Annotated in this window: 19 protein-coding genes; 11 read left to right on the top strand and 8 right to left on the bottom strand. The window is 43.0% G+C overall.

Features of this window, described 5'->3' with window-relative positions; all coding sequences use genetic code 11:
• Positions 1 to 67: 67 nt before the first annotated feature.
• From P0M28_RS00830 to P0M28_RS00820, 3 genes are all read right to left on the bottom strand, one after another.
• A complete protein-coding gene (locus P0M28_RS00830) occupies positions 68 to 1,813 on the bottom strand; it encodes an arylsulfatase (RefSeq protein WP_302207460.1) in 1,746 nt (581 codons plus the stop codon).
• Positions 1,814 to 1,924: 111 nt separating this feature from the next.
• Positions 1,925 to 2,737 carry an alpha/beta fold hydrolase gene (locus tag P0M28_RS00825; protein ID WP_302207459.1) on the bottom strand — a complete coding sequence of 271 codons (813 nt, stop codon included), beginning with the start codon at positions 2,735 to 2,737 and terminating at the stop codon, positions 1,925 to 1,927.
• 71 nt (positions 2,738 to 2,808) lie between these two features.
• Positions 2,809 to 3,369, bottom strand: coding sequence for a Crp/Fnr family transcriptional regulator (locus P0M28_RS00820; RefSeq protein WP_302207458.1), 561 nt, complete (start codon positions 3,367 to 3,369; stop codon positions 2,809 to 2,811).
• 252 nt (positions 3,370 to 3,621) lie between these two features.
• Here P0M28_RS00820 and P0M28_RS00815 point away from each other — a divergent pair, with 252 nt between their 5' ends.
• Both P0M28_RS00815 and P0M28_RS00810 read left to right on the top strand, forming a co-directional pair.
• Positions 3,622 to 4,302, top strand: a complete 681-nt coding sequence (locus P0M28_RS00815; RefSeq protein ID WP_302207457.1) for a glycoside hydrolase 64/thaumatin family protein — start codon at positions 3,622 to 3,624, stop codon at positions 4,300 to 4,302.
• Between the two features lie 27 nt (positions 4,303 to 4,329).
• Positions 4,330 to 4,773 carry a GreA/GreB family elongation factor gene (locus tag P0M28_RS00810; RefSeq protein WP_302207456.1) on the top strand — a complete coding sequence of 148 codons (444 nt, stop codon included), beginning with the start codon at positions 4,330 to 4,332 and terminating at the stop codon, positions 4,771 to 4,773.
• Positions 4,774 to 4,781: 8 nt separating this feature from the next.
• Here the strand turns inward: P0M28_RS00810 and P0M28_RS00805 are convergent, their stop codons facing one another.
• Positions 4,782 to 5,822 (bottom strand): nucleoside hydrolase-like domain-containing protein, encoded by a 1,041-nt coding sequence (locus P0M28_RS00805; RefSeq protein ID WP_302207455.1) that lies wholly within the window; start codon positions 5,820 to 5,822, stop codon positions 4,782 to 4,784.
• A gap of 105 nt (positions 5,823 to 5,927) precedes the next feature.
• The gene (locus P0M28_RS00800) at positions 5,928 to 6,374 is read right to left on the bottom strand and encodes a ferritin-like domain-containing protein (RefSeq protein WP_302207454.1); all 447 of its coding nucleotides are present in this window, start codon (positions 6,372 to 6,374) and stop codon (positions 5,928 to 5,930) included.
• Positions 6,375 to 6,593: 219 nt separating this feature from the next.
• On the opposite strand from P0M28_RS00800, the gene P0M28_RS00795 reads away from it, so the two are divergent.
• Both P0M28_RS00795 and P0M28_RS00790 read left to right on the top strand, forming a co-directional pair.
• Complete coding sequence (locus tag P0M28_RS00795; protein ID WP_302207453.1) at positions 6,594 to 8,303, top strand: tetratricopeptide repeat protein; 1,710 nt, start codon at positions 6,594 to 6,596, stop codon at positions 8,301 to 8,303.
• Between the two features lie 396 nt (positions 8,304 to 8,699).
• Positions 8,700 to 9,494, top strand: a complete 795-nt coding sequence (locus P0M28_RS00790) for a COG4315 family predicted lipoprotein (RefSeq protein ID WP_302207452.1) — start codon at positions 8,700 to 8,702, stop codon at positions 9,492 to 9,494.
• 5 nt (positions 9,495 to 9,499) lie between these two features.
• Here the strand turns inward: P0M28_RS00790 and P0M28_RS00785 are convergent, their stop codons facing one another.
• The 3 genes from P0M28_RS00785 to P0M28_RS00775 form a co-directional block, all read right to left on the bottom strand.
• Positions 9,500 to 10,498, bottom strand: a complete 999-nt coding sequence (locus P0M28_RS00785) for a bestrophin family protein (RefSeq protein WP_302207451.1) — start codon at positions 10,496 to 10,498, stop codon at positions 9,500 to 9,502.
• A 129-nt stretch (positions 10,499 to 10,627) separates the two neighbouring features.
• Positions 10,628 to 11,362, bottom strand: a complete 735-nt coding sequence (locus P0M28_RS00780; RefSeq protein WP_302207450.1) for an SDR family oxidoreductase — start codon at positions 11,360 to 11,362, stop codon at positions 10,628 to 10,630.
• The gene (locus P0M28_RS00775) at positions 11,359 to 12,684 is read right to left on the bottom strand and encodes an FAD-binding oxidoreductase (RefSeq protein ID WP_302207449.1); all 1,326 of its coding nucleotides are present in this window, start codon (positions 12,682 to 12,684) and stop codon (positions 11,359 to 11,361) included. Before P0M28_RS00775 ends, P0M28_RS00780 begins: the two co-directional genes overlap by 4 nt.
• A 214-nt stretch (positions 12,685 to 12,898) precedes the next feature.
• On the opposite strand from P0M28_RS00775, the gene P0M28_RS00770 reads away from it, so the two are divergent.
• The 7 genes from P0M28_RS00770 to P0M28_RS00740 all read left to right on the top strand — a co-directional run bounded on the left by P0M28_RS00770 (position 12,899) and on the right by P0M28_RS00740 (position 20,228).
• Positions 12,899 to 13,561, top strand: a complete 663-nt coding sequence (locus tag P0M28_RS00770; RefSeq protein ID WP_302207447.1) for a protein-L-isoaspartate(D-aspartate) O-methyltransferase — start codon at positions 12,899 to 12,901, stop codon at positions 13,559 to 13,561.
• Positions 13,562 to 13,866: 305 nt separating this feature from the next.
• A complete protein-coding gene (locus P0M28_RS00765; protein WP_302207445.1) occupies positions 13,867 to 15,987 on the top strand; it encodes an ATP-binding protein in 2,121 nt (706 codons plus the stop codon).
• 121 nt (positions 15,988 to 16,108) lie between these two features.
• On the top strand, positions 16,109 to 16,573 hold the full coding sequence (locus P0M28_RS00760; RefSeq protein WP_302207444.1) for a CBS domain-containing protein: 465 nt from the start codon (positions 16,109 to 16,111) through the stop codon (positions 16,571 to 16,573).
• 92 nt (positions 16,574 to 16,665) lie between these two features.
• The gene (locus tag P0M28_RS00755) at positions 16,666 to 17,754 is read left to right on the top strand and encodes a WD40 repeat domain-containing protein (RefSeq protein ID WP_302207443.1); all 1,089 of its coding nucleotides are present in this window, start codon (positions 16,666 to 16,668) and stop codon (positions 17,752 to 17,754) included.
• Between the two features lie 104 nt (positions 17,755 to 17,858).
• Positions 17,859 to 18,461 (top strand): HD domain-containing protein, encoded by a 603-nt coding sequence (locus P0M28_RS00750; protein WP_302207442.1) that lies wholly within the window; start codon positions 17,859 to 17,861, stop codon positions 18,459 to 18,461.
• 118 nt (positions 18,462 to 18,579) lie between these two features.
• Positions 18,580 to 19,809 (top strand): aminotransferase class V-fold PLP-dependent enzyme, encoded by a 1,230-nt coding sequence (locus P0M28_RS00745; protein ID WP_302207440.1) that lies wholly within the window; start codon positions 18,580 to 18,582, stop codon positions 19,807 to 19,809.
• Positions 19,806 to 20,228, top strand: coding sequence for an iron-sulfur cluster assembly scaffold protein (locus tag P0M28_RS00740; protein ID WP_302207439.1), 423 nt, complete (start codon positions 19,806 to 19,808; stop codon positions 20,226 to 20,228). The genes P0M28_RS00745 and P0M28_RS00740 overlap by 4 nt, the downstream gene beginning before the upstream one ends.
• Positions 20,229 to 20,231 lie beyond the last annotated feature (3 nt).

Here is a 20,231-nt window from a genome sequence, read left to right as displayed (position 1 = left end):
CAAAAATAGTCAAGAAGCTAATAGAATGGTAGCATTTCTAGACCTATCTTCACTAGGTACTATTTGATTATTGGGTTTGTTTGATTTCTACCCAGAAAGGAAAGATGCGCCTACCTTTTATCTCATAAAATGGAATCAGGTCGCCCTTCATCTGGGGCAGGTACACATTTTCCATCGTCAGGGTTTCCTCAGTAGAGTTAGAGTTTTCCAGGCGATGGACGAGCGTTTCGGTCTCCAACATCATTTGTCCACCGGGTTCCACCGGACTTAGGAAGCGAAAATTAAAGTCGTAATATCCTTCCTGGGCAACTTCTACCCTCCATTTGCCAAAGACTTCTTCTTGCGCCCAGATACCGCGTTCACCACTGGCATCATTCCGGTTTAGAAATGTAGGATCTTCTGCATCGCTACCAATGACTACCGCCGGAGGATTCGCTAAATTGGGCGATTGAATGAGTTCGTAAAAATGTTGGTCTAGTTGCTGTTTGAGCGATTGAGCTACTTCGGGCTGTTCGTCTACCAAGTTTTGCTGTTCGTAAGGATCTTTATTTACATTAAATAATTCAAAGTCGGATAACTCAGCGTTATATGATGTCTGTCCTACCAGCTTGTAATCACTTTGCTGAAGGGCTATGTTATGGTATAATTCAGGGTATTTACGGGTCCAATAAAAGAACAGAGGGCGGTTGCCCCAATCAACAGTATTTCCCTGCAATAGAGGTAACCAGCTTTTTCCATCGATCATCCGGTTTTTAGGAAGTTGGGCACTACAAAGATCAGCCAAGGTAGGCAGCACATCCAGGTGAGCCGTAGTGGTCTCAATTTCTCTACTTTCGGAAAATTGGGCTGGGTAGCGCATAAAAAACGGAACTCGTACCCCACCTCGGTACACCGAACCCTTGCGTCCGCGCATTCCGGCTACGTAGCGTCGCTGTTGAGGGCCGTTATCAGTCATGAAAATTACGATGGTATTATCCGCAATATTCAACTCGTCTAGCGTACTAAAAACCTTTCTGAGATTATCGTCAATGTTAGTCACCATTCCGTATACCTTGCGGGCATCTTCTTTATCTTTTTCGCTCATATCGGGGAATGGTCTCCCATCATCAAACCCAGCGGTGGGATCAATATCTTTGTACATCTGATAGTACTTATCCGGTACTTGCAATGGAGTGTGGGGCGCATTGAACGACAGATAGCAGAAAAACGGACTAGACTGATTTTGCTTAATAAACTCAATGGCTTGCTCAGCGAAAATATCCGAACAGTAGCCGTCGTAGGCTTGCTGTTTACCGTTGTGCCAGAGCACCGGATCAAAGTAGCTGCTATCTTTTTGGAAATGGGTTGTAAAATCACCGACTTGTCCCATACCACCCGACAGATGAATAACCGATTCATCGAAACCTTGATCGTTAGGTCGGCTCGGGTAGTTATCGCCCAAGTGCCATTTGCCAAAGATTCCCGTGCGATAGTTCACATTCTTTAGCATTTCGGCAATCGTAACTTCTGAGGTAGCCATGGTGGCACCACCGTTGTAGGTATCGTGTACTCCAGTTCGTAGTGAGTAGCGCCCGGTCATCAGACTGGATCGGGTAGGGGCACAAACGGGAGAAACATAAAAATTGGTAAGTCGAGTACTTTCCTCAGCAAGTTGATCCAGTACCGGAGTTTTGATATGTGGATTTCCGGTGAATCCTAAATCTCCGTAGCCCTGATCATCGGTGATAATGAGTAATACGTTGGGCCGATCGGCCGTTTGGGCAAAACTGGTAAAACTAAAGGATAGAAATAAAAATGGGAAGAAGAATCTCATAGAATAGAAATAGGTTGCGTAAGCAAGATAAGCATCTATCTCAATCCTTAAAATATTTTTACCTTGTAGCCTTCTGAGCCTCAAATTCGTTTAAGCGCATTGACCACTTTTTTATTTGAAGTAGTCCACTACATCAGCAATCACATCATTCGTTCTCAGAATTCTAAAATGTCCTGTCCCGTTAATTTCTTTAAATTCTGATACGCTCCAATTCTTGTGTACATTCCTTGAACGAGATATAGGTATTACCTTGTCATTTTTGTCGTGGATAATCATGGAATGCTTGACATTTATTGATTTTACAAATTCACTAACATTAAGGCTTGCTACATCAATATTAGTCTCTTTTTCTAACCTTTGAATCAGCTTATTCTTTACGTTGTTGCTTATTCCAACCATTTCAGATACATCGTCTATGCGCTCCGTAAATTTATCAGGTGTTGTCAGTAAGACATATTTGTCAATTTCTAAGTCCTTATTATTGAAAAGGGCATACGTAGTAGCAACGCCACCAAAAGAATGACTTACCAAATCACGAACTTCAAATTTTCTGATTAAAACCCCAACTAGTTCAGTAAATTCAAAAAGACTGGTTCTTCCTCTTGAGCTATATCCGTGTGAAGGGCCATCAAAAGCGTAGACCGTGTAGCCAACTTGAATAAGACTTTCAATTAGATCTGAAAAATTTCCAGCTTGCCCTTCCCATCCGTGGATTAAAAGAATTTTTTTGCCTTCACCTTTCCAGGTATAAAGCTTAATATCAAAACCCTTAAAGAGGAAACTTTCTTTCTCCGCCTTGTCTAATGTCTTTAATTCATTGTCTCGTAGTTTACGAACTTGTGGGTTTGTCAACTGATTGTATGCAAAAGCGGTGAGAAGGTTGGGGAAAAGACCTGATACTATTTTGACTAGCGCTTTTTTCATTATGGCTGAGTACTATGATGTTATAATTTTGAAATATATAACAACATGCAGTACTTTGACTTGACCCTATGTTAAGAAATGAGGGTTTTTCTAATTCTACTCAAGCTTTCTGGGGTAATTCCGAGGTATTTTGCTATATCTTTCAGCGGAATACGTTTGATGACTTCGGGGTATTTGGTTGTAAGCAGCAGATAATTGTCTTTTGCATTTTCTGTGAGCAACATTTTTTCTCTAAGAACTCTTTTTAAATATAATTTTTCAGTTTCAAAGCGTCCTAACTTATTTGCAATTAGAGAGCTTTCGTAAGATTGTTGCAAATCAGCATATTCAATGATTTCTATATCACATTCAGTTATGGCTCTTATTCTAACATCAGACGCTGTTTGATTGAGAAGAGAGCTGTACGATGAAAAAAATGAATTTTCGAAGAAAAAATCTAAGATTCTAATCTCTTTTGATGAATCAATTTCAACTTGTATAATTCCTTTGTTCAAAAAATAAACTTTGCTTTCAAATTGACCAAAGTTGGTTAGAATTGATTTCTTTTTCACAGTTTTATTCACAGTCTTGAATGGTAGGTTGCCATCAAAACGTTTGTCAACATTATTCTTGATATATTCCTCTATCTTCATCTCAATTCAGAAGCTTATTTTCAGTTTGTGATCTATAAGGAGAGTAGTTGGATGTATTGTCTTAAAGTAAACCGATACGAATCGTAAGCATAAGCTTTTATGAGTAGCGTACCCGACATGCTGAGAGTTGTCGTTAAAATACGATGATATTTGAGAGCATCCAATTACAGAAAAGAAAGCAATTTTACGTATCTTCAAAGAAAAGAAGTAATCATGATCTTTTGTATGTTGAACCAAGTTTGTAATAGATTTTTGTCCGTTGTACTCATTGCCCTGCTATGCCTGAGCTGTGAGGAAAAGGAGGAGGTCAAAGTTGATGATTCCGATACTTACGAAGATTGGATAAAGTTGACAATTCCGGATGAAAGAGAGGCTTTTGCTGTATTCGGCGACATTGATCGCACGCTTACAGTTACTACATGGACGGAAAGCTACTTCACACGAGATAGAGGAAACACTTGGAAGATGTCTCATGATTTTCAGGGAAGTGTGGTAGGCTTACTTATGAATAATGATACGCTCTTTGCCCTACATGCTACCAGAACGGACTCATTAGGCAATAAATCAGCAGTGTTAGCGCAACATTACTCATTGGATACAGGTCAGACTTGGCATTCGTATCATGATGATTACGTTAATCAGTACATTAAGCAAATGGACACCGACACTACCTCTCAGGGTATCGTTTACGAATTGAGGAAGAATGTGACTGATAATTATGTAAATCCTTCAGACTTGCTTCGGTCAGACGGAGCGTTTTCTAGTCCGGTGGACGTACCCTTTAAACATTACTTCCACGATGTGTATGTCGATCAAAACGATAGGGTGTACGTAGCCGCATCGGGCGACCAGCATAATCCGGAAGACAATACCCTAGTCTGCTGCTTTGATGCGCTGCTTTACGTATCTAAGCACCCCAATCCTATCAGATAGGTGCGTGAGATTTCCAGTAGAATGAATTTGAAGAGACAGATTTTTGAAAATTGTAAAGACCGCCTGGAGAAACAAATCTCCGGACTGCAAACTGAGCTACAGCAGTATAAATCAGCCGTTTCGGAAGAAACTAAGAGCTCAGTGGGCGACAAATACGAAACCGGACGGGCAATGCTACACCTAGAACAGGAGCGATTATTTAAGCAATTAACTGAAGCTGAGCGGCTCTACAACTTACTGGCATCGTTAGAACCGACTCAGAAATATACTAAAGTACTGCCGGGTAGTTTGGTAGAAACCAATCAAGGGCATTTCTATTTTGCTGTAGGTTTAGGACAAGTGAAAGTTGATGATCTAAGCGTCTATTGTGTTTCTCTCAAGTCGCCCGTCGGGCAAGCATTGGTGAACCGGAAAGTAGGAGAGGAGATTTCTTTTCAGCAGCGAATGTGGAAGATTTTAAATATCGTCTAGTTTAGGGTTTATCTTTTAGGTTGATACAATTCGTCTAACTTTTCTAAAAGAGAATGGTACATATCGCTTCGTTGCTTCTCCAGAGTTCCTTTAGCAAAATCCTTCACTGTCTGATGATTCTCCCAAGTTTTGCAAGGGTCTTCGTAATTCCAATCAACATCACCCGATTGGTCGGTGTAGTAGTTAGGCTTTTCTTTGGGAAAGGGCTGAGTAAACTGTCCCGCCCAACTAGCTTTGGTAGGGTCATCTAGATCATGCGCTTTATCAATAACATAGAGCACCGAAGGGGTATCGCCTACCCGAAAGTAGCGTGCCCAGGGCTGGTTTTTCACTACTCCCTGCATGTGTTTTCCTAAGTTTCCGTATTCGGCTAATTGAGAAAACATCTGTTTAGGCTCTTCACCCGTAAACATGCCGTTGTACGTCCAATTAATCTCCAGCCACCACAAATCGTCGTACTGCGGATTATTGTAAATAGCGTTTCGCCCAAAGCCATTCCAATTCAATTGCACACAAGGTGCTGATTTTTCCCAGTTTTTGGGCAGTTGCGGAATATCTTCCTCGAGCATTAGTCCTGTGCCGATGGTGATTACTCTTATGTTTTGGCTTAGTTCAGGATTTTGCCCCAATGCCTGACTAAAGAGTCTCATATTGCCCCAAACTAAGACGTAGAGCGGAGATGTTTCTACACTTGCAGCCTGCCGAAAAAGCTGAAACGCATGAGCCGTATCCGTAGCAATTTGTTTCTGGATATTCTCCGGTGCTGGGTAGCCTTTTTGCTGAAAGCTGTTTTGTTGGAAATCTTGAGCGTAAGCGTCGATGACTAATTTGCAGGCTTGATAGCCATCGGCTTCCCAGCGGTCGGGTACAATTCCTTCAATCTGAAGCTCATTAGCGTACCACATTAGATGAATCAGCGATTGACGATCGTCGGGATCGCCTTGATCAATATTAATATCCGTGAAGATAAATACCCGAGGGATTTCTTGGGCAGATAATGGACTGAGTGTAAGTAGAAAAAGGGCAATTGGTAGAAATGATACTTTCATTGAACCAGCGTTTTTAACGAAAGCGAAAAATAACCTTTCTCCGAGAAAGAAAAAAAGCCCCTGGCTTGGAAGACAAGGGCTAGTTCTGAAACGCTTAACAGCGTATTAGTCGTAACGCTCTTCTAGTCGTTCCAATTCTCGGAGAGAGCTTTCAATTTGCTCCATCTGCTTCCGAACGGTAGTTTTCACGTTGGCGGGAACTTCAGTTTCTTCTAGCACATCCCGATATTCGTCTAAAGCATTCTTATCGCCTCGGATACATTCTTCTAGTACGGCTTCTTCTTTGTTGCTGCTGAGGGCAGTTTTAATATCCATCCAGGTTTGGTGCAAACTGGCTGAACCTTCTTTGGTTTCCTTTGGGGTGCCACCCAGCGAAGTAATCTCTTGGCGTAGTTCTGAATTAAATTGGTTGCGCTGGTGAACGTGCTCCATCAGATAGTTTTTCAGATCATGATCTTGTACCTTCTCGGCAGCATTCTGAAAACCATCCACTGCATCGTGGTTTTTCTCAACCAAATCGTTTAACTCATCAATAACATGTTTAGTGTCCATAGTAAAAATAAATTAGGATTAAAAAATATAACACATTGTTGTAACTAGTGACAGCCCTATCTGTTTGCTCTTTTTTTAAATGCATCTGATGGTAGTTGTTTCTGTTTAGACTATAATTTTAGGGCTGTTGGATGACTTTCCGAATATTAATACACCAATAAAGGGTAATTTGCCTGCCTTTTACCACTTTTGTACCTTTCTGAAACAATTTCTCACGTTATGAATAGTAAGTTGCGGCTATTCGCCCTGCTTTTTCTTCCCTTCAATTTATTTAGTCAAGGTGATCCGGCAATTGATAGCTTAAATCAGCTACTGTCCCAGCATACTGAAGCCGATACAATTCGGGTAAACCTGCTTAATGAGCTTGGAGTCGAGTATTGGGTAGTCGACCCGAAAGAATCAGAATACTATGGTCAGCAAGCCCTAACGTTAGCCGATAGCCTATCTTACACTTCGGGCGTTGCTTACGCTTACGACGTAATTGGAGTGGCTCACTGGACGCAGGGTAAATATACTACTGCCCTTGATTATTTAATTAACGCTTTAACATCTTATCAACGATTAGGCCATACTCTCTATGCTGCTAATACTATGTTAAATATTGGGCTAATCTATTACGAGCAAAAAGATCTTGAGCTAGCTCTACAATTTTTTCAGGAAGCATTAAGTAAGTATCTGGTGTTTGGTGACGCTATCAACGTTGCGACTGCGCTTGGTAATATCGGTAATGTTTATTTTGATATGAGCGAATACAATCGGGCAGATTCTAGTTTCCGCGAAGCTTTGGAATTATATAAAAAAGTAAAAGACCCCTACAGTATAGCACTATCTTATGGTAGTTTGGGCGATATAAGCACGGTGACTGGACAGTATAACCAAGCACTTATGTATTATCAACAGTCACTAGAGCTAAGTCGTGAGATAGGGGATTTGCATGGTATAGCAATTACCCTATATCATGTAGGAAAAATGTATCGAGAACAGCAGAAATTTATTCAAGCAGAGGAGTACCTGATGCAAAGTATGGATGTAGCTAGGCAAGTAAATGATCAGAAACAGCTTCAGGATATTTATTTGGAGCTTAAGGAATTGGAAAATGCCCGAGGTAACTATAAACAGGCAATTCGTTATTTTGAGCAATACATTGCACTAAAAGACACCTTATTCAACGAAGAAAAAGCCCGGCAGATAGCTGAGCTACAAACTGTGTACGAAACTCAGCAGAAAGAGCAGGAGATTGCCCTACAAAATGAACGCATCCAGACTCTTAATCAGAAAGCCCGTACCGATAGCTTGCTCCGCTACGGATTGATTTTGGGATTGATAGTGTTGGGAACTGTTGCCTACCTCATTCTAAGTCGGCAACGGCTACGGATTAGAAAGAACCGGGAAATCTATTCTGCCCAACAGGCACTAACCCGGGCTGAACTGGAAAACGCCAAGTTAAAAGAAGCTGAACTAGCGCAGAAGCTTACCTTTAAAAGTAAGGAGCTCACTTCGTATACGGTTAACTTCATCCAAAAGAGCGAACTCTTTGAGGAACTGAAGGTCGGCCTTAAACAACTCAGGCAAGCCCGTTCGGACGAAGTGAGTAAAAAGGTTAGTAGCCTCACCCGCTTGGTAGATCAACACACCAATATTGACCGCGATTGGGAAGAGTTTAGGCGGTTTTTTGAAGATGTTCACCAGGATTTTCTAGAGAAACTTCGGGAAACCTATCCTGACCTTACGCAAGGTGAGTTGAAACTATGCGCGCTGCTGAAACTTAAAATGAACCTCAAGGAAGCGGCTAGTATTTTAGGTATTTCTCCGGAGAGTGTAAAGACCGCTCGTTACCGATTACGAAAGAAACTAGAACTTAACAAAGAAGATGACCTCATAGATTTTATGCAAAACTTTGAAGCATCTGATTCTGCTACCGTCTCCTGACTCTTTCCTTCTAAGTATTAAGTATACTGTAACTAACTTACTCTATATTTCGTCATGGCGAGTCCGCGAAGCCATCTAACGTTACGGTGGGCGGGTTGTGAGATTGTGGCATCGACCATCCGACACGCCGCTCATTCTTCGCGGCTCGCAATGACGACACGAAAAATATACAAGAATATAGTTCGTATTGTACTTAGCAATTAGGCAATCACTCTGTAATGATTATCAAGCCGTGTATACCCATTTTCGTAGCCTAAATGCTATTCATTGCTGGTTTTTAGTCTTTTGTACACCTCTTGTATACCTACAAAACTAGCTTATTATCACTTTTACCCCTTACATTTGTATCAATCACTAGCTGATAGATATATTTATTTCACACTAAAAAAAGTAACGATGAACACCCAGCAATATCTAGCTCTTTTTGTAGCAATCATAAGCGGATTGCTTGTCGCTTGTCAGGATGATGATACCAGTAACGTTCCGGCTACCCCACAGGTACAACTGGCCATGAGCGATACTTTCGGGCAGTATTTAACGGATCAAGATGGTCGCGCACTTTATTTCTTCAGTCGGGATGTAAGCGGCAATAGCGTTTGTAACGGTGGTTGTGCAGCCGCCTGGCCAGTATTTTATACCGAAACACTAGTTGTGGAGGAAGGTCTTGAGGAAAGTGATTTTGATACCATTACTCGAGAAGATGGCGAACGCCAGAGTACCTACAAAGGTTGGCCACTGTATCGCTTCCAGGGGGATAGCCAGCCAAATGTGATTAACGGTGATGGGCAGAATAACCATTGGTTTGTTGCCAAGCCTGATTATAGCGTAATGTTAGCCCATCAAGTAATAGAAGGTTTGGGTGATACCTTAAGTGAGTACATTGTTGACCCAAGAGGCAGAACGCTTTACTACCACGTGCCGGATGAAAAGGATATCAGCAACTGTGGTGCCGGATGTGTTGAGGAGCGACCAGTGTTTTTTGTGGGTGAAAATTTAGTGCTTCCTTCTGGTCTGGGAGCCGACGAATTTAGCGAGATTATCCGCGGCGATGGTACTACGCAAAGCAGTTACAAGCAACGGCCTATGTACTTTTATATTTTGGACGATATTCGGGGTACAACACTGAGTCGTAAAACCATCTTTCCAGAGTGGACTGTAGCCCGGGTTTCCTGGGCTAGGCCGAGAGGTTAGTAGGCTCAGAGTAGAATATCGTTTACCGGTTCAATCTTAGGTGGTATTTCAGTTTCCCCCAGCAATTGCCTCAGATCAATTTCAATAGTTCGACATAGGGCTGTCATCGGTACATCGTTAATGTAGTTCTCAAAAGGATCTTCACTATTGTCGCCCACCGTTTCAATAGTGGCAAATATCCAGGAAATGAGGGCTGAAAACGGAACCGTAAGCCAGATGATCGAACTGTTGCTCATTTTCCCAAATTCGCTCACCAAGCCGAACGGTAGTAAAATCACGAAAATCCAGACGAAAACCGTGCTGAAAAAAGCGTACTGGCGAGGGAAGGGTGTGTTTTTAATGCGTTCACATTTGCCTTGTAGGTTATAGAGTTCTTCCAGCGTTTGCATCATATTTACCTGCCGATAAGCATCTAGTTCGTTCTCTCTCGCTAATGCGCGTAGTGCTTTACCCTGGTTTTTCACCAAGTGAGTGGCCGTGTTGGCTTGTTGCATCACCTCAACGTATTCATCATCCGACAGAAATGTGCGGATATAATCCTGACACTCTCGGTCATTTTTCAGTCTTAGATCCGGCATGTAACTAAGGTTTTGCCGATCTAGCATGGTGGTGCGACGTAGCTGAATACGCAATGCGTTAATCCAGGCCAAGTGACGATAGATTAGTTCGGTATGTAATGACGAAATAGAGGAATTAGTAGTTAAGTCCGGCAAATAGCTCAGCACTTGATTGGCCCATGTACGGCTGTAGTTGACAACACCGCCCCAGATTTTACGTCCTTCCCAAAATCGGTCGTAGGATTGGCTGTTTTTGAAGCCAATGTAAAAGGCCACCGCAATACCAATGGTGCTGAGCGGTAGAAAAGGAATACTAACGTCTATACCTTGCTTAAGCAAGGTAACATAAGCCGCAGTGACAATGAATGACCAAGCGATGAAGAATAGAATGTTTTTCCAGGCAAATTTCCAGACTATGCTCCAACGAATATTTCGTCTTACGTACATGGTAGCGCTGATTAGGTTAGTAGAATAGAATGCATGAAGATAGAGATAGCGACCAAGAAGGCAAAAGCTAATTGATGGTTCTTCTGTAGTAGAACGAGAAATACTACTCGCTGAGGAATTGAAGTGCGACTAAAGCTTTAGCTTTTTGAATAGTGGCTCGGGTATCGCCTTAATAATGAGCATAATATAACGCCACATCCAAAGCACGTAGACAATATTCTTTTTCTTTTTAACCGCCTTAAAAACAGCTTGGGCTACTTGATGGGGGGAAGCTGTAAGTGGTTTGGGTAACTTCAACCCTTCCGTCATCCGAGTATCAATGAACCCCGGAATTACACTTATTACGTGAACACCTTGAGAGGCTAATCGATTACGTAATCCCGAAAGGTAGGCCGTTAACCCGGCTTTGGCACTGCCGTACAAATAGTTGCTCTGCCGCCCGCGCTCGCCAGCTACCGAGCTTAAGATTGCGATAGTGCCTTTTTTTTGCTTCTCGTAGTGGTTGGCAACGAGATTGATAAGGGAAACAACTCCCGTGTAGTTCGTTTGAATAATTCGCTCTGCTTCCGCCCAATTGTTGATAGCTAATGCATGATCGCCTAGATACCCGGCAAAACAGAGCGTAATGTCGGGAATGGTCGGGAGGGAATTGATAGCTTCAGCATGAGTATTGCTGTCCATCAGATCAATTTTAAGATAATCGCAAGCAACATTGTGGCGAATCTTTATATCGTTAGCGAGTATCTGTAATTCATCGGGCTTTCGTCCGGCTAATACTAAATTGTACTGCTTTTCGGCGTAGATGTACGCACAGGCTTTCGCAACATCGCTGGTTGCCCCAATAAGTAATACACGTTGGTTCATGAGGGAAGAATAGACAATCGTTTGGCTAAATCAGATTGTACGGTTAGGTCAGGATTGATTTGCTTTAGTATCTGGAGAAACTCCCGGCTACCAGGATAACTATTCATAAAAGTATCGGCTTTCATGCGGGCATCTTTCGTAAGATAAATTCTTCCGCCCAAATCCAGAACCAGCTCATCCAATTCATCCAAAAAGTTGAATAAACCCTTTTTGAGAGGAAAATCAAGCGCTAAGGTATAGCCTTCCATTGGGAATGAAATTAGGCTTTCTTGTTTTCCGAAGAGTTTTAGTACTGATAAAAAGGAACCCCAACCTTTTTGCCGAATCCGATCCATGATTTTTACCAACCCCTCTTTGCTGTTACTAATCGGAAGCACGAACTGATACTGCACAAATCCCTTTTTACCGTACATGCGGTTCCAGTGAAGTATTGAGTCTAGGGGATAGAAAAATGGGTCGTAGTGAACCGTATTTTCAATAACCTTTTTTACGTTTTTATGAAAATACAGCCAGTTGAAAGCCTTCACGGAGAGGGAGTTTAGTACAAAGCCTGGAAGGTTAATCGGCATATTGATGTCATGCCCAACTTTGCTAATTAACGGAGTTTGTTGCTGTTTGCTAGTGAGTTCATCTAGCGTAGCGTGTTCGCCCATCATCATAATGCTTCTGCCGAAGTTTTTTCCTCCTTTTAAGCAGTCAATCCAGGCCATGGAGTAGGTGTACGATTTATACTTGTCAAACAGTGCTAGAACCTCGTTTAAATTCTGAGCTTTAATCTGACGTTGTTTGATGTAGCTGCTCTCAATTTTTTTTAGCTGAAACGTTACCGTATCAATCATTCCGGTGAGCCCCATTCCGCCACGAGTGGCATTGAACACCTCGCTGTTTTCGGTAGGTGAGCAGCGTATTCTTTTCCCATCGGCGAGTAGTAATGTACAGGAACTCACGTGGTCGCCGAAGCATCCGGCTATATGGTGGTTTTTACCGTGAATATCTGAGGCTAATGCTCCGCCTACGGTAATGAACTTGGTACCGGGCGTAACTGGTAAAAACCAACCTTTTGGTACGAAAACTTCCAGTAAATTGTGCAGGCTAACGCCCGACTGGCAGCAAATTACCCCTGATTCGGGGTTGAATTCTAGTATATGGTTATGTTTTACCGTCGAGAGTATCTGGTCAGAAAGTGCGGCATCACCGTAGCAACGGCCTAGGCCTCGGGCAATCCAATTTTTGCGATCGGCAGGTATACTTTCTCCTCGCCAGTGAGTTAGTGTAGTATCTTTCACCGGATAGTTGCTCCAGTTCGAAACGGTAGTTTTCATTATAACAAGTAAGAAGTACTGAATATCAATGCAATTTAATAATTTATATCGGAAAAATTTAATTATTTTAAGAATAGAAATTTTCAGTTCATGCTACTACTTCAAAAAAATTTGTAGTGCTACGTCATTTATTCTACCTGAAGAGTGACCTAATTTGCCCAATAAGATTGGTAAATATCCCATATTCTGCCAAATTTGGGGCAAATTAGAACGGATGAGTAGTTTCATTGAAGGGTACAAGCATCGGGGAATGCGTAGGGCACTAATACAACAGCTTTATCATAAGGGGATTAGGGATGAACGGGTGCTTCGGGCCATGGAGCAAATACCTCGACACGCCTTCATGGATTCTGCCTTCGTTAATCATGCTTACCAGGACAAAGCCTTTCAGATTGGAGAAGGGCAAACAATTTCTCAGCCGTATACCGTCGCCTTTCAGTCGGAATTGCTTCAGCTTGAGCCGGGGATGAAGGTACTGGAAATTGGTACTGGCTCGGGTTACCAGTGTGCGGTGCTTTCGGTAATGGGAGGTCAGGTTTATTCAATTGAATACAACCAGATACTTCACAGCCGGGCGAAAGAGCTACTAAACAAGCTGGGTTATACCGCCCAACTTACGTGTGGCGACGGTACCGAAGGTTGGGCGCTTCATGCTCCGTACGATCGTATTGTAGTTACCGCTGGGGCACCTCGCGTTCCTACTGCGCTCATTGAACAATTGGCCACAAATGGTCGCTTAGTCATTCCCGTAGGAGATCGTAATCGTCAAGAAATGCTGTTGTTAGAAAAAGGCGATGATGAAACAATTCAGCGGTCTGCTTACGAGCTGTTCAGTTTTGTGCCTTTGTTAGGCCAAGACGGTTGGGTGCAACCTTAAAATGCCATTAAGTTACAGGAAGACGAAGGTTTATTTCACTATCCCTACAATTTATCGTAGTATTCCTATCATTCCGGCCTTCTACTCGGTAAGTCCCGTAAAAATCCGTAACTTCCTAGTCAAAATCACCTACTGTGGTCGACCATCTCAGTAAGTGCAGTATGAGAATACATAGTTACTGCCTTAGTATATTTAGATTAAGTACTATTGGATCGCTATTTAGTCTAAAATTAGCTGTACTCAGTTTTAAATCATACTAAGAAATTCTTAATCAACCGAACCCAACAATATAACAGCCTTTAGCTATGAAATTTAGGATTGTCGCTTTCCTAATTATTCTACCGCTTTTCGGAAATCTTTCGGCTCAGAATTACCAGCAAATAGATAGTTTGCATACTGCACTAGAAGCTGCCGAAGACGATCATGTGTGGAATATATACAATGAAATAGGGTGGGCTTATCGTCTGTCGTATCCTGATAGCACTATTTACTACAGCCGCCTAGTGCTGAATTCGGTAGCTTCTTCCCATCAGAAGGCTAAAGCCCTTAACTTTCAAGGAATTGCCTTGGTATACAAAGGAAATTATGCCGACGCTTTTGCAAGTCATCGCCAGGCTCTGGATACTGCTCAACATGCTCAAGATTCTATCCAACTGGCTTATTCGTATAATAATTTGGGCAGGCTATTACTTTCGCAGGGAGATCGTCTGAAGGCGCATACTTATATCAACCAAGCCCTAGCTATCTTTAAAGATCTAGATGATAAAACCGGAGTGGCTTATTGCTATAAAAGTTTAGTACAGCTCTACACCCTGCAGAACGATACTACCAGAATGCTTGCTCTGCTACACGAAGCCCTAAAAATTCGTCAGGAAATAGATGATATACGCGGGCAAATATCAACTTACCAGGAGTTAGCGGCTTTTTATCAGGAAGGTGGGCCGTATAACAAAGCCTACCACTATTTACAAATTGCTATGGGTTTAAGTCAGCAGATAAAAGATGAAATGACTATTGCTGAGATTAATCTTTCTTTAGCGAACCTTGCCTACGGGCAAACTGATTATTCTCGCTCTATGCAGTACCTACGTAGAGCAATCAGTGCTACCGATGTCTTTGAAAACGTACGGTTTATTTCGTCAGTTAATCTACTGCTGGCTAAGAATTATTACGCGCGCCGTCAGTACAATAAAGCCCGATTATACCTGCAAGATATTGTTGATAATTCTACCGAAAATGGCCTAAAGCAGAAAAAAGAGGCTTACTATTACTTGGCAAAGATCAACGAGATGAATGGTGAGCATGCTTTGGCACTAAAGCGATATCAGCAGTTTGTAGCGGCTAAAGATTCTTTATACAATGTAGACAAAGCTATTACCGTTGAGCGGCTGGAAAATAGGCTTCGGATTGAAGAAAAAGAAAAGGAGTACGAGCTACTAAAAGCTGACGAAGCTCGTAATCGGGAGGTGCTGGAGCAGGCCAGAATAAAGATTGCTGCTAAAAATATTATTTTGTTGCTGGTTTTTCTTCTATTGCTAACGCTGCTGGCATTTTACTACCGAGTTCGTCAGAAGAACCGGTTTCTTGAACAGCAGCAGCGGCAGATTGAGGAGCAAAATGAGAAAATCATTTCTCAGAACACCCAAATCATTCAGCAAAACAAAGAACTTAGTGAGAAAAATGCCCGTCTGGAGGAAATTGGTGATGAAAGAGAGACTCTAATGAGCATGGTGACCCATGATCTGAAAGCACCTTTTCAGCGGATTAGTGGCCTAGCCGAGATTTTGACGATGAATTTAAGTGTAGACCCTTCAGAAACTAAAAAATACATTAATCTGATTAAAAACACTTCTCAATCGGGGAGTTCTCTGGTGAACAATCTGCTGAATAACAGCCTGATAGAGAAGCAAGATAAACTGAACTTAGAGGAGGTAAACCTGTCGTCGCTGCTAGGGCAATTACTTAATAGTTTTGAAAATGAAGCAATCAGTAAATCAATTGCATTGCATCTGAATGTAGAATCATCAACAACGCTTGAAACAGACCCGTTGGTGCTGGGTCAGATAATTACCAACTTGGTTTCTAATGCTATTAAGTACGCTCCAAACGGGTCTAATGTCCACTTACTGGCCACAACCGAAAGCCAGAAGGTGATTCATATTTCGGTAAAAGACGAAGGGCCAGGGTTTAGCGATGAAGATAAGAGGAACCTCTACCAGAAATTTAAGAAATTAAGTGCTCGTCCCACTAACGGAGAAAGTTCTCACGGACTAGGTTTATCGATCGTCAAAGTTCTTTCAATTCGGCTACAAGCGTCCATTGAGCTAATCAGCGAACCTAACCGGGGAAGCGAATTTATCATTACTTTCCCTAAGTCATACCCTCAGCCAAATGCTGTTTCCCAAGCCGCACCTAATATAATCTAACTATCTGTGCGCTGAGAATATTCAAATGCCCGGAAACCTCTTCTGTCGCTAGCTTAGATTTGCGTGTTTGTTTAATTGGTTATAAATCACTACATTAAGTAACCAACAATCTTAAACTACTATGGTTAAAAGTTACCGGGGCATTGCTCAAGATACAGCGACTGTTCCAAAATTACCCTCTCTAGTGGTGGCTGATTACATGGCTACTCATCTCATAACCTTCACTCCCGACCAGACAATCCAAGAAGTTGTTCGTACTCTGCTGGCAAAGCGGATATCCGGGGCACCGGTAGTGAACGAGCAACGAGAACTGATTGGAGTAATCTCGGAGGGTGACTGCCTCAAGGAAGTGGTAAAGGGAAAGTACGATAATCTCCCCATTTTTTCGGGTAAAGTCCGTGATCACATGTCGTCGAGAGTGGTGAGCATCAATGCTGACACCAATATTTTTGAAGCGGCCAACATGTTTCTGAATCGCCATATCCGAAGGTTTCCCGTACTCAGGGAGGGAAAGCTGGTCGGCCAAGTAAGCCAAAAAGATGTGATGAAGGCGGTTTTAAAGCTAAAAAGCGCTACCTGGCGCTAGAAGCAACCTCCAAAGTTTTATGTTTTTAGGAAGAAGGTTATTTTCGGATAAATATTATCCGTAATTTACTGGTTTAACCTAACTTCTTACCTGTGAAATACTTTCATTTCATTTTCTCGGCTTTTCTTCTGCTCTCAGCGTATGGCTACGGGCAAACCAATATTTATAACAGTGAACAACCCGAAATTATTCCGCTCTGGCACCGAGTGGCTGACTATTCACCCGTACTTCGTTCGGTAGAAGCTGCCGAAATTTCTCCCGATGGCCGATTAGCCGTATCTGGTGCTAAGTTTGGTTATCAGGTAATGCTATGGCGTATTGCCGACGGAGCATTACTGTGGGAAGCAGCTCACGAATCAGAAGTGGAGTGTGTGGTTTTTTCTCCCGATGGTAAGCGAATTGCTACCGGAGGAGAAGATTATTATGTCCGAATTTGGGATGTGGATACTGGAAAAGAGCTTGCTAGCTGGGAACACGACAGTGGATTAGACGGAATCACTTGGTCGCATAATGGGCAGATATTAGCTACTGGTTCCGAAGCAGGCGATGCTTTTCTTTGGGATGCTAGTAGTTACGAGATGCTGGGCAAAATCAACACTGGTTCTACCATCAACTCCCTTCATTTTACTAAAAACGATTCTCTGCTGCTAGTGGGGGGGAATATCCAGACCCCCGATGCTGAAACGGGTAAAACAGTTTACACAGGTTTTGCCAAACTGGTTGACGTAGCTCAACAAAAAGTAATCCGTAGCTATGGCGATCATGCTGCTTCGGTCAAGTCTGTCCGGATATCACCTGACGAAACCATGATTGCCACAGGAAGCTTCGATAGCACCGCTCGGGTTTTTAACGTTGAAACGGGTGAGCTGCTTCATGCTTTTAAAGAACCTTTGCGGGTAGAAGCAGTAGCTTTTACCGGCGACGGACAGTATTTGACTACGGGTGGACATCAGCTAAAAATCTCATTTTACCGATTAAACGACGGGCAACTAGCCTACGAATTACCCGCTCCTCGCACTGAGTACCTGGACTTCTCCGCCGACGGACGATTGCTGCTTACCTCCCACGAGGATAGTGGCTTGCTATCGCTGTACATGATGCTATCGAATACTCAACAACGAGGCAATTACCACGAGATAGCCGATCAACAACTGAATAATCGAGACCTAAAGCCGAAGTGAAAGACTAAATGACTCAACGGTTAAATTGTCTAATTGGTTATTAGTCCACAGTCCACGGATGATAGTCCATTGCATACGATTAAGCGTCCATTAATTATTGTTCTATGAATCTACTATCTCTTAACCGAACGGAGTTTGGTAATCCGGCTAATGAAAACAACGTACCTAGCAAAGCAGAGGCGGAGGAATTATTAAATGACTGGATAAAGAATGATAGCTTGAAACGGCATATGCGCCAAGTTGGTACCCTAATGAGAGCGTGGGCTGAGGAGAAAGAGAACGTGTCTCCGGAAGAGCAACAAAAGTGGGAGGTAGCTGGACTACTGCACGATGCCGATTGGGATCAGTGGCCCGACCAGCATTGTCGTAAAATTATTGAGGAACTAGAAAACCGACAGGTAGCTCCCAGCATAATCCGAGCAATTGCCTCCCACGGGCCAAGCTACTTCGGAGTAGAGCCAAAAAGCAAGATGGATAAGATGTTGTATGCCTTCGACGAACTGTCGGGTCTCATTCATGCCTACTCACTAATGCGGCCTACGGGTTACGAAGGTATGCAGCCTAAAGGTGTGAAGAAGCGATTAAAAGATAAATCATTTGCTGCTCAGGTTTCTCGGGAAGATATTCAAGATGCCAGCCAACGAGCCGGAGTTGACCTCACCGAGCTAATCACGTTTGTTATTCAGCACCAAGCAGAAGTGCGATGAATAATGTATAACAATTAATGATTGATGAATGGTGAGAAGTGAAAGGAAAAGGTGGAAGATTAGAGACTAATAGTAACTTCATCAATCATTACTCATCAGTTATTAAAGAATATTGGTTGTGGTAGAAAGCAAAAAGTTACTAAACGATCCTACTGACATAAAACAGCAGTTTTCGATTTTCTCGGAATTCCCAGAACTGGTCTATTTGGATAATGCTGCTACCACTCAGCGACCCCAGTCGGTCATCAATAGAGTCAATAACTTTCATCAGCGAGAGAATGCCAGCATCCGTCGGGGAGTCTATCGGCTTTCGGCTCGGGCTGCCCAAGAGTTTGAAGCGGCTCGGTCAGCGGTGGCAAAATTTTTCCGTGCTCCACAAGAAAATTGTATTGCCTTCACGCAGGGAGCTACCGAATCGGTGAATATAGTCGCTCGCTCCATTATTGAAGCAACGCTCAAACCCGGCGATAATGTAGTGGTGAGCCTAATGGAACACCATGCCAATCTTATTCCTTGGCAAATGCTGTGTCAGGCTAATGGTGCTGAGCTTCGCATAATTCCGGTAAGCGAGTTGGGTGATCTTGATTTGAGCGAATTAGATACGCTGATTGATGCTCGCACCGCGATAGTGGCCGTGGTGCATATTTCCAACACCCTGGGTACCATCAACCCCGTTGAGAAAATTATCGCAGCGGCCCACCAACGAGAAGTTCCGGTACTGGTAGATGCAGCGCAAAGTGCAGCCCTTTACCCAATTGATCTCACAAATTTGGATTGTGATTTTATGGTATGTTCTGCTCATAAAATGTTTGGATCGTTCGGAGTAGGAATTTTATACGTGCACCCACGCTACCATCGGCAGGTACAGCCCTACAACTACGGCGGAGGAATTATCCGTTCGGTAACCGTGAAGGAGACGGAGTTCTTATCCTATCCGTATCTTCTGGAAGCAGGTACCCCCAACGTAGCCGGAGTAATTGGTTTGGCCGAAGCCATCCGCTTCATTGAAACACTAGATCGAACGAGCCTTGTGAAGCAACTCCACCAGCTTACCAACGATGCCCGCCAGAAGCTAGCTAGCGTTGAAGGGCTTTCGTTGCTCGGAAACCCAGCTCTGAGCAGCAGCCTTCTGTCATTTAGCCTGGACGGAATGCATCCGCACGATATTGCTAGTTTTCTGAATGAAGACCATATTGCGGTACGAGCGGGGCAACACTGCACTCAGCCACTGTTAGACCATTTGGGTGTACCCGCTACCGTGCGCGTTTCGCTGTCCATTTATAATACTCCGTCCGATATTGATAAATTAGTTGGTTCAATGCAGGCAATGAAATCTTTTTGGACATGACTAAGGAAGAACTCAGGCAACTATTTAAAGAAAAGATTGTGCCTCATCAGCGCAATCCCTATCATTTTCAAAGTATTGAAAAGCATAGGCACGAAGTGCTAGCTTACAACCCCTTTTGTGGGGACAAATACCATATTCAAATTAGTGGGGATCAGCAAGGCTACTTTCAGGGAATTGGCTGCGCTATTTCTCAGGCTTCCACCTCAGTATTGCTTCAGCGAATTGAGGGAATGTCTGACGCTGAGATGGCCGATTATTGCCAACAATTTCTGCAAGCCTTAGCTCAAGATGAGCCAGTGCCAGACGATGAGTTAGCCGTACTGGCTGCCCTAAAGCACTTTGAAGGACGAATGGACTGTATCACGCTTCCCTGGAAAGCTCTGCTCGATTATTTTAAAGAGCGTACGAATACCAATTAAAAA

Origin of the sequence: Tunicatimonas pelagia (genome assembly GCF_030506325.1) — a bacterium.
GTDB lineage: Bacteria > Bacteroidota > Bacteroidia > Cytophagales > Cyclobacteriaceae > Tunicatimonas > Tunicatimonas pelagia.
This window is presented reverse-complemented; position numbering and strand designations above follow the sequence as displayed.

Coding starts and splice junctions, on each gene's coding strand:
- P0M28_RS00820 (WP_302207458.1), bottom strand. CDS start 3,369: ATGAAGATAGAGGAATATATCAAGAATAATGTTGACAAACGTTTTGAT.
- P0M28_RS00785 (WP_302207451.1), bottom strand. CDS start 10,498: ATGTACGTAAGACGAAATATTCGTTGGAGCATAGTCTGGAAATTTGCC.
- P0M28_RS00740 (WP_302207439.1), top strand. CDS start 19,806: ATGACTAAGGAAGAACTCAGGCAACTATTTAAAGAAAAGATTGTGCCT.
- P0M28_RS00750 (WP_302207442.1), top strand. CDS start 17,859: ATGAATCTACTATCTCTTAACCGAACGGAGTTTGGTAATCCGGCTAAT.
- P0M28_RS00765 (WP_302207445.1), top strand. CDS start 13,867: ATGAAATTTAGGATTGTCGCTTTCCTAATTATTCTACCGCTTTTCGGA.
- P0M28_RS00770 (WP_302207447.1), top strand. CDS start 12,899: ATGAGTAGTTTCATTGAAGGGTACAAGCATCGGGGAATGCGTAGGGCA.
- P0M28_RS00795 (WP_302207453.1), top strand. CDS start 6,594: ATGAATAGTAAGTTGCGGCTATTCGCCCTGCTTTTTCTTCCCTTCAAT.
- P0M28_RS00825 (WP_302207459.1), bottom strand. CDS start 2,737: ATGAAAAAAGCGCTAGTCAAAATAGTATCAGGTCTTTTCCCCAACCTT.
- P0M28_RS00830 (WP_302207460.1), bottom strand. CDS start 1,813: ATGAGATTCTTCTTCCCATTTTTATTTCTATCCTTTAGTTTTACCAGT.
- P0M28_RS00805 (WP_302207455.1), bottom strand. CDS start 5,822: ATGAAAGTATCATTTCTACCAATTGCCCTTTTTCTACTTACACTCAGT.
- P0M28_RS00780 (WP_302207450.1), bottom strand. CDS start 11,362: ATGAACCAACGTGTATTACTTATTGGGGCAACCAGCGATGTTGCGAAA.
- P0M28_RS00790 (WP_302207452.1), top strand. CDS start 8,700: ATGAACACCCAGCAATATCTAGCTCTTTTTGTAGCAATCATAAGCGGA.
- P0M28_RS00775 (WP_302207449.1), bottom strand. CDS start 12,684: ATGAAAACTACCGTTTCGAACTGGAGCAACTATCCGGTGAAAGATACT.
- P0M28_RS00800 (WP_302207454.1), bottom strand. CDS start 6,374: ATGGACACTAAACATGTTATTGATGAGTTAAACGATTTGGTTGAGAAA.
- P0M28_RS00760 (WP_302207444.1), top strand. CDS start 16,109: ATGGTTAAAAGTTACCGGGGCATTGCTCAAGATACAGCGACTGTTCCA.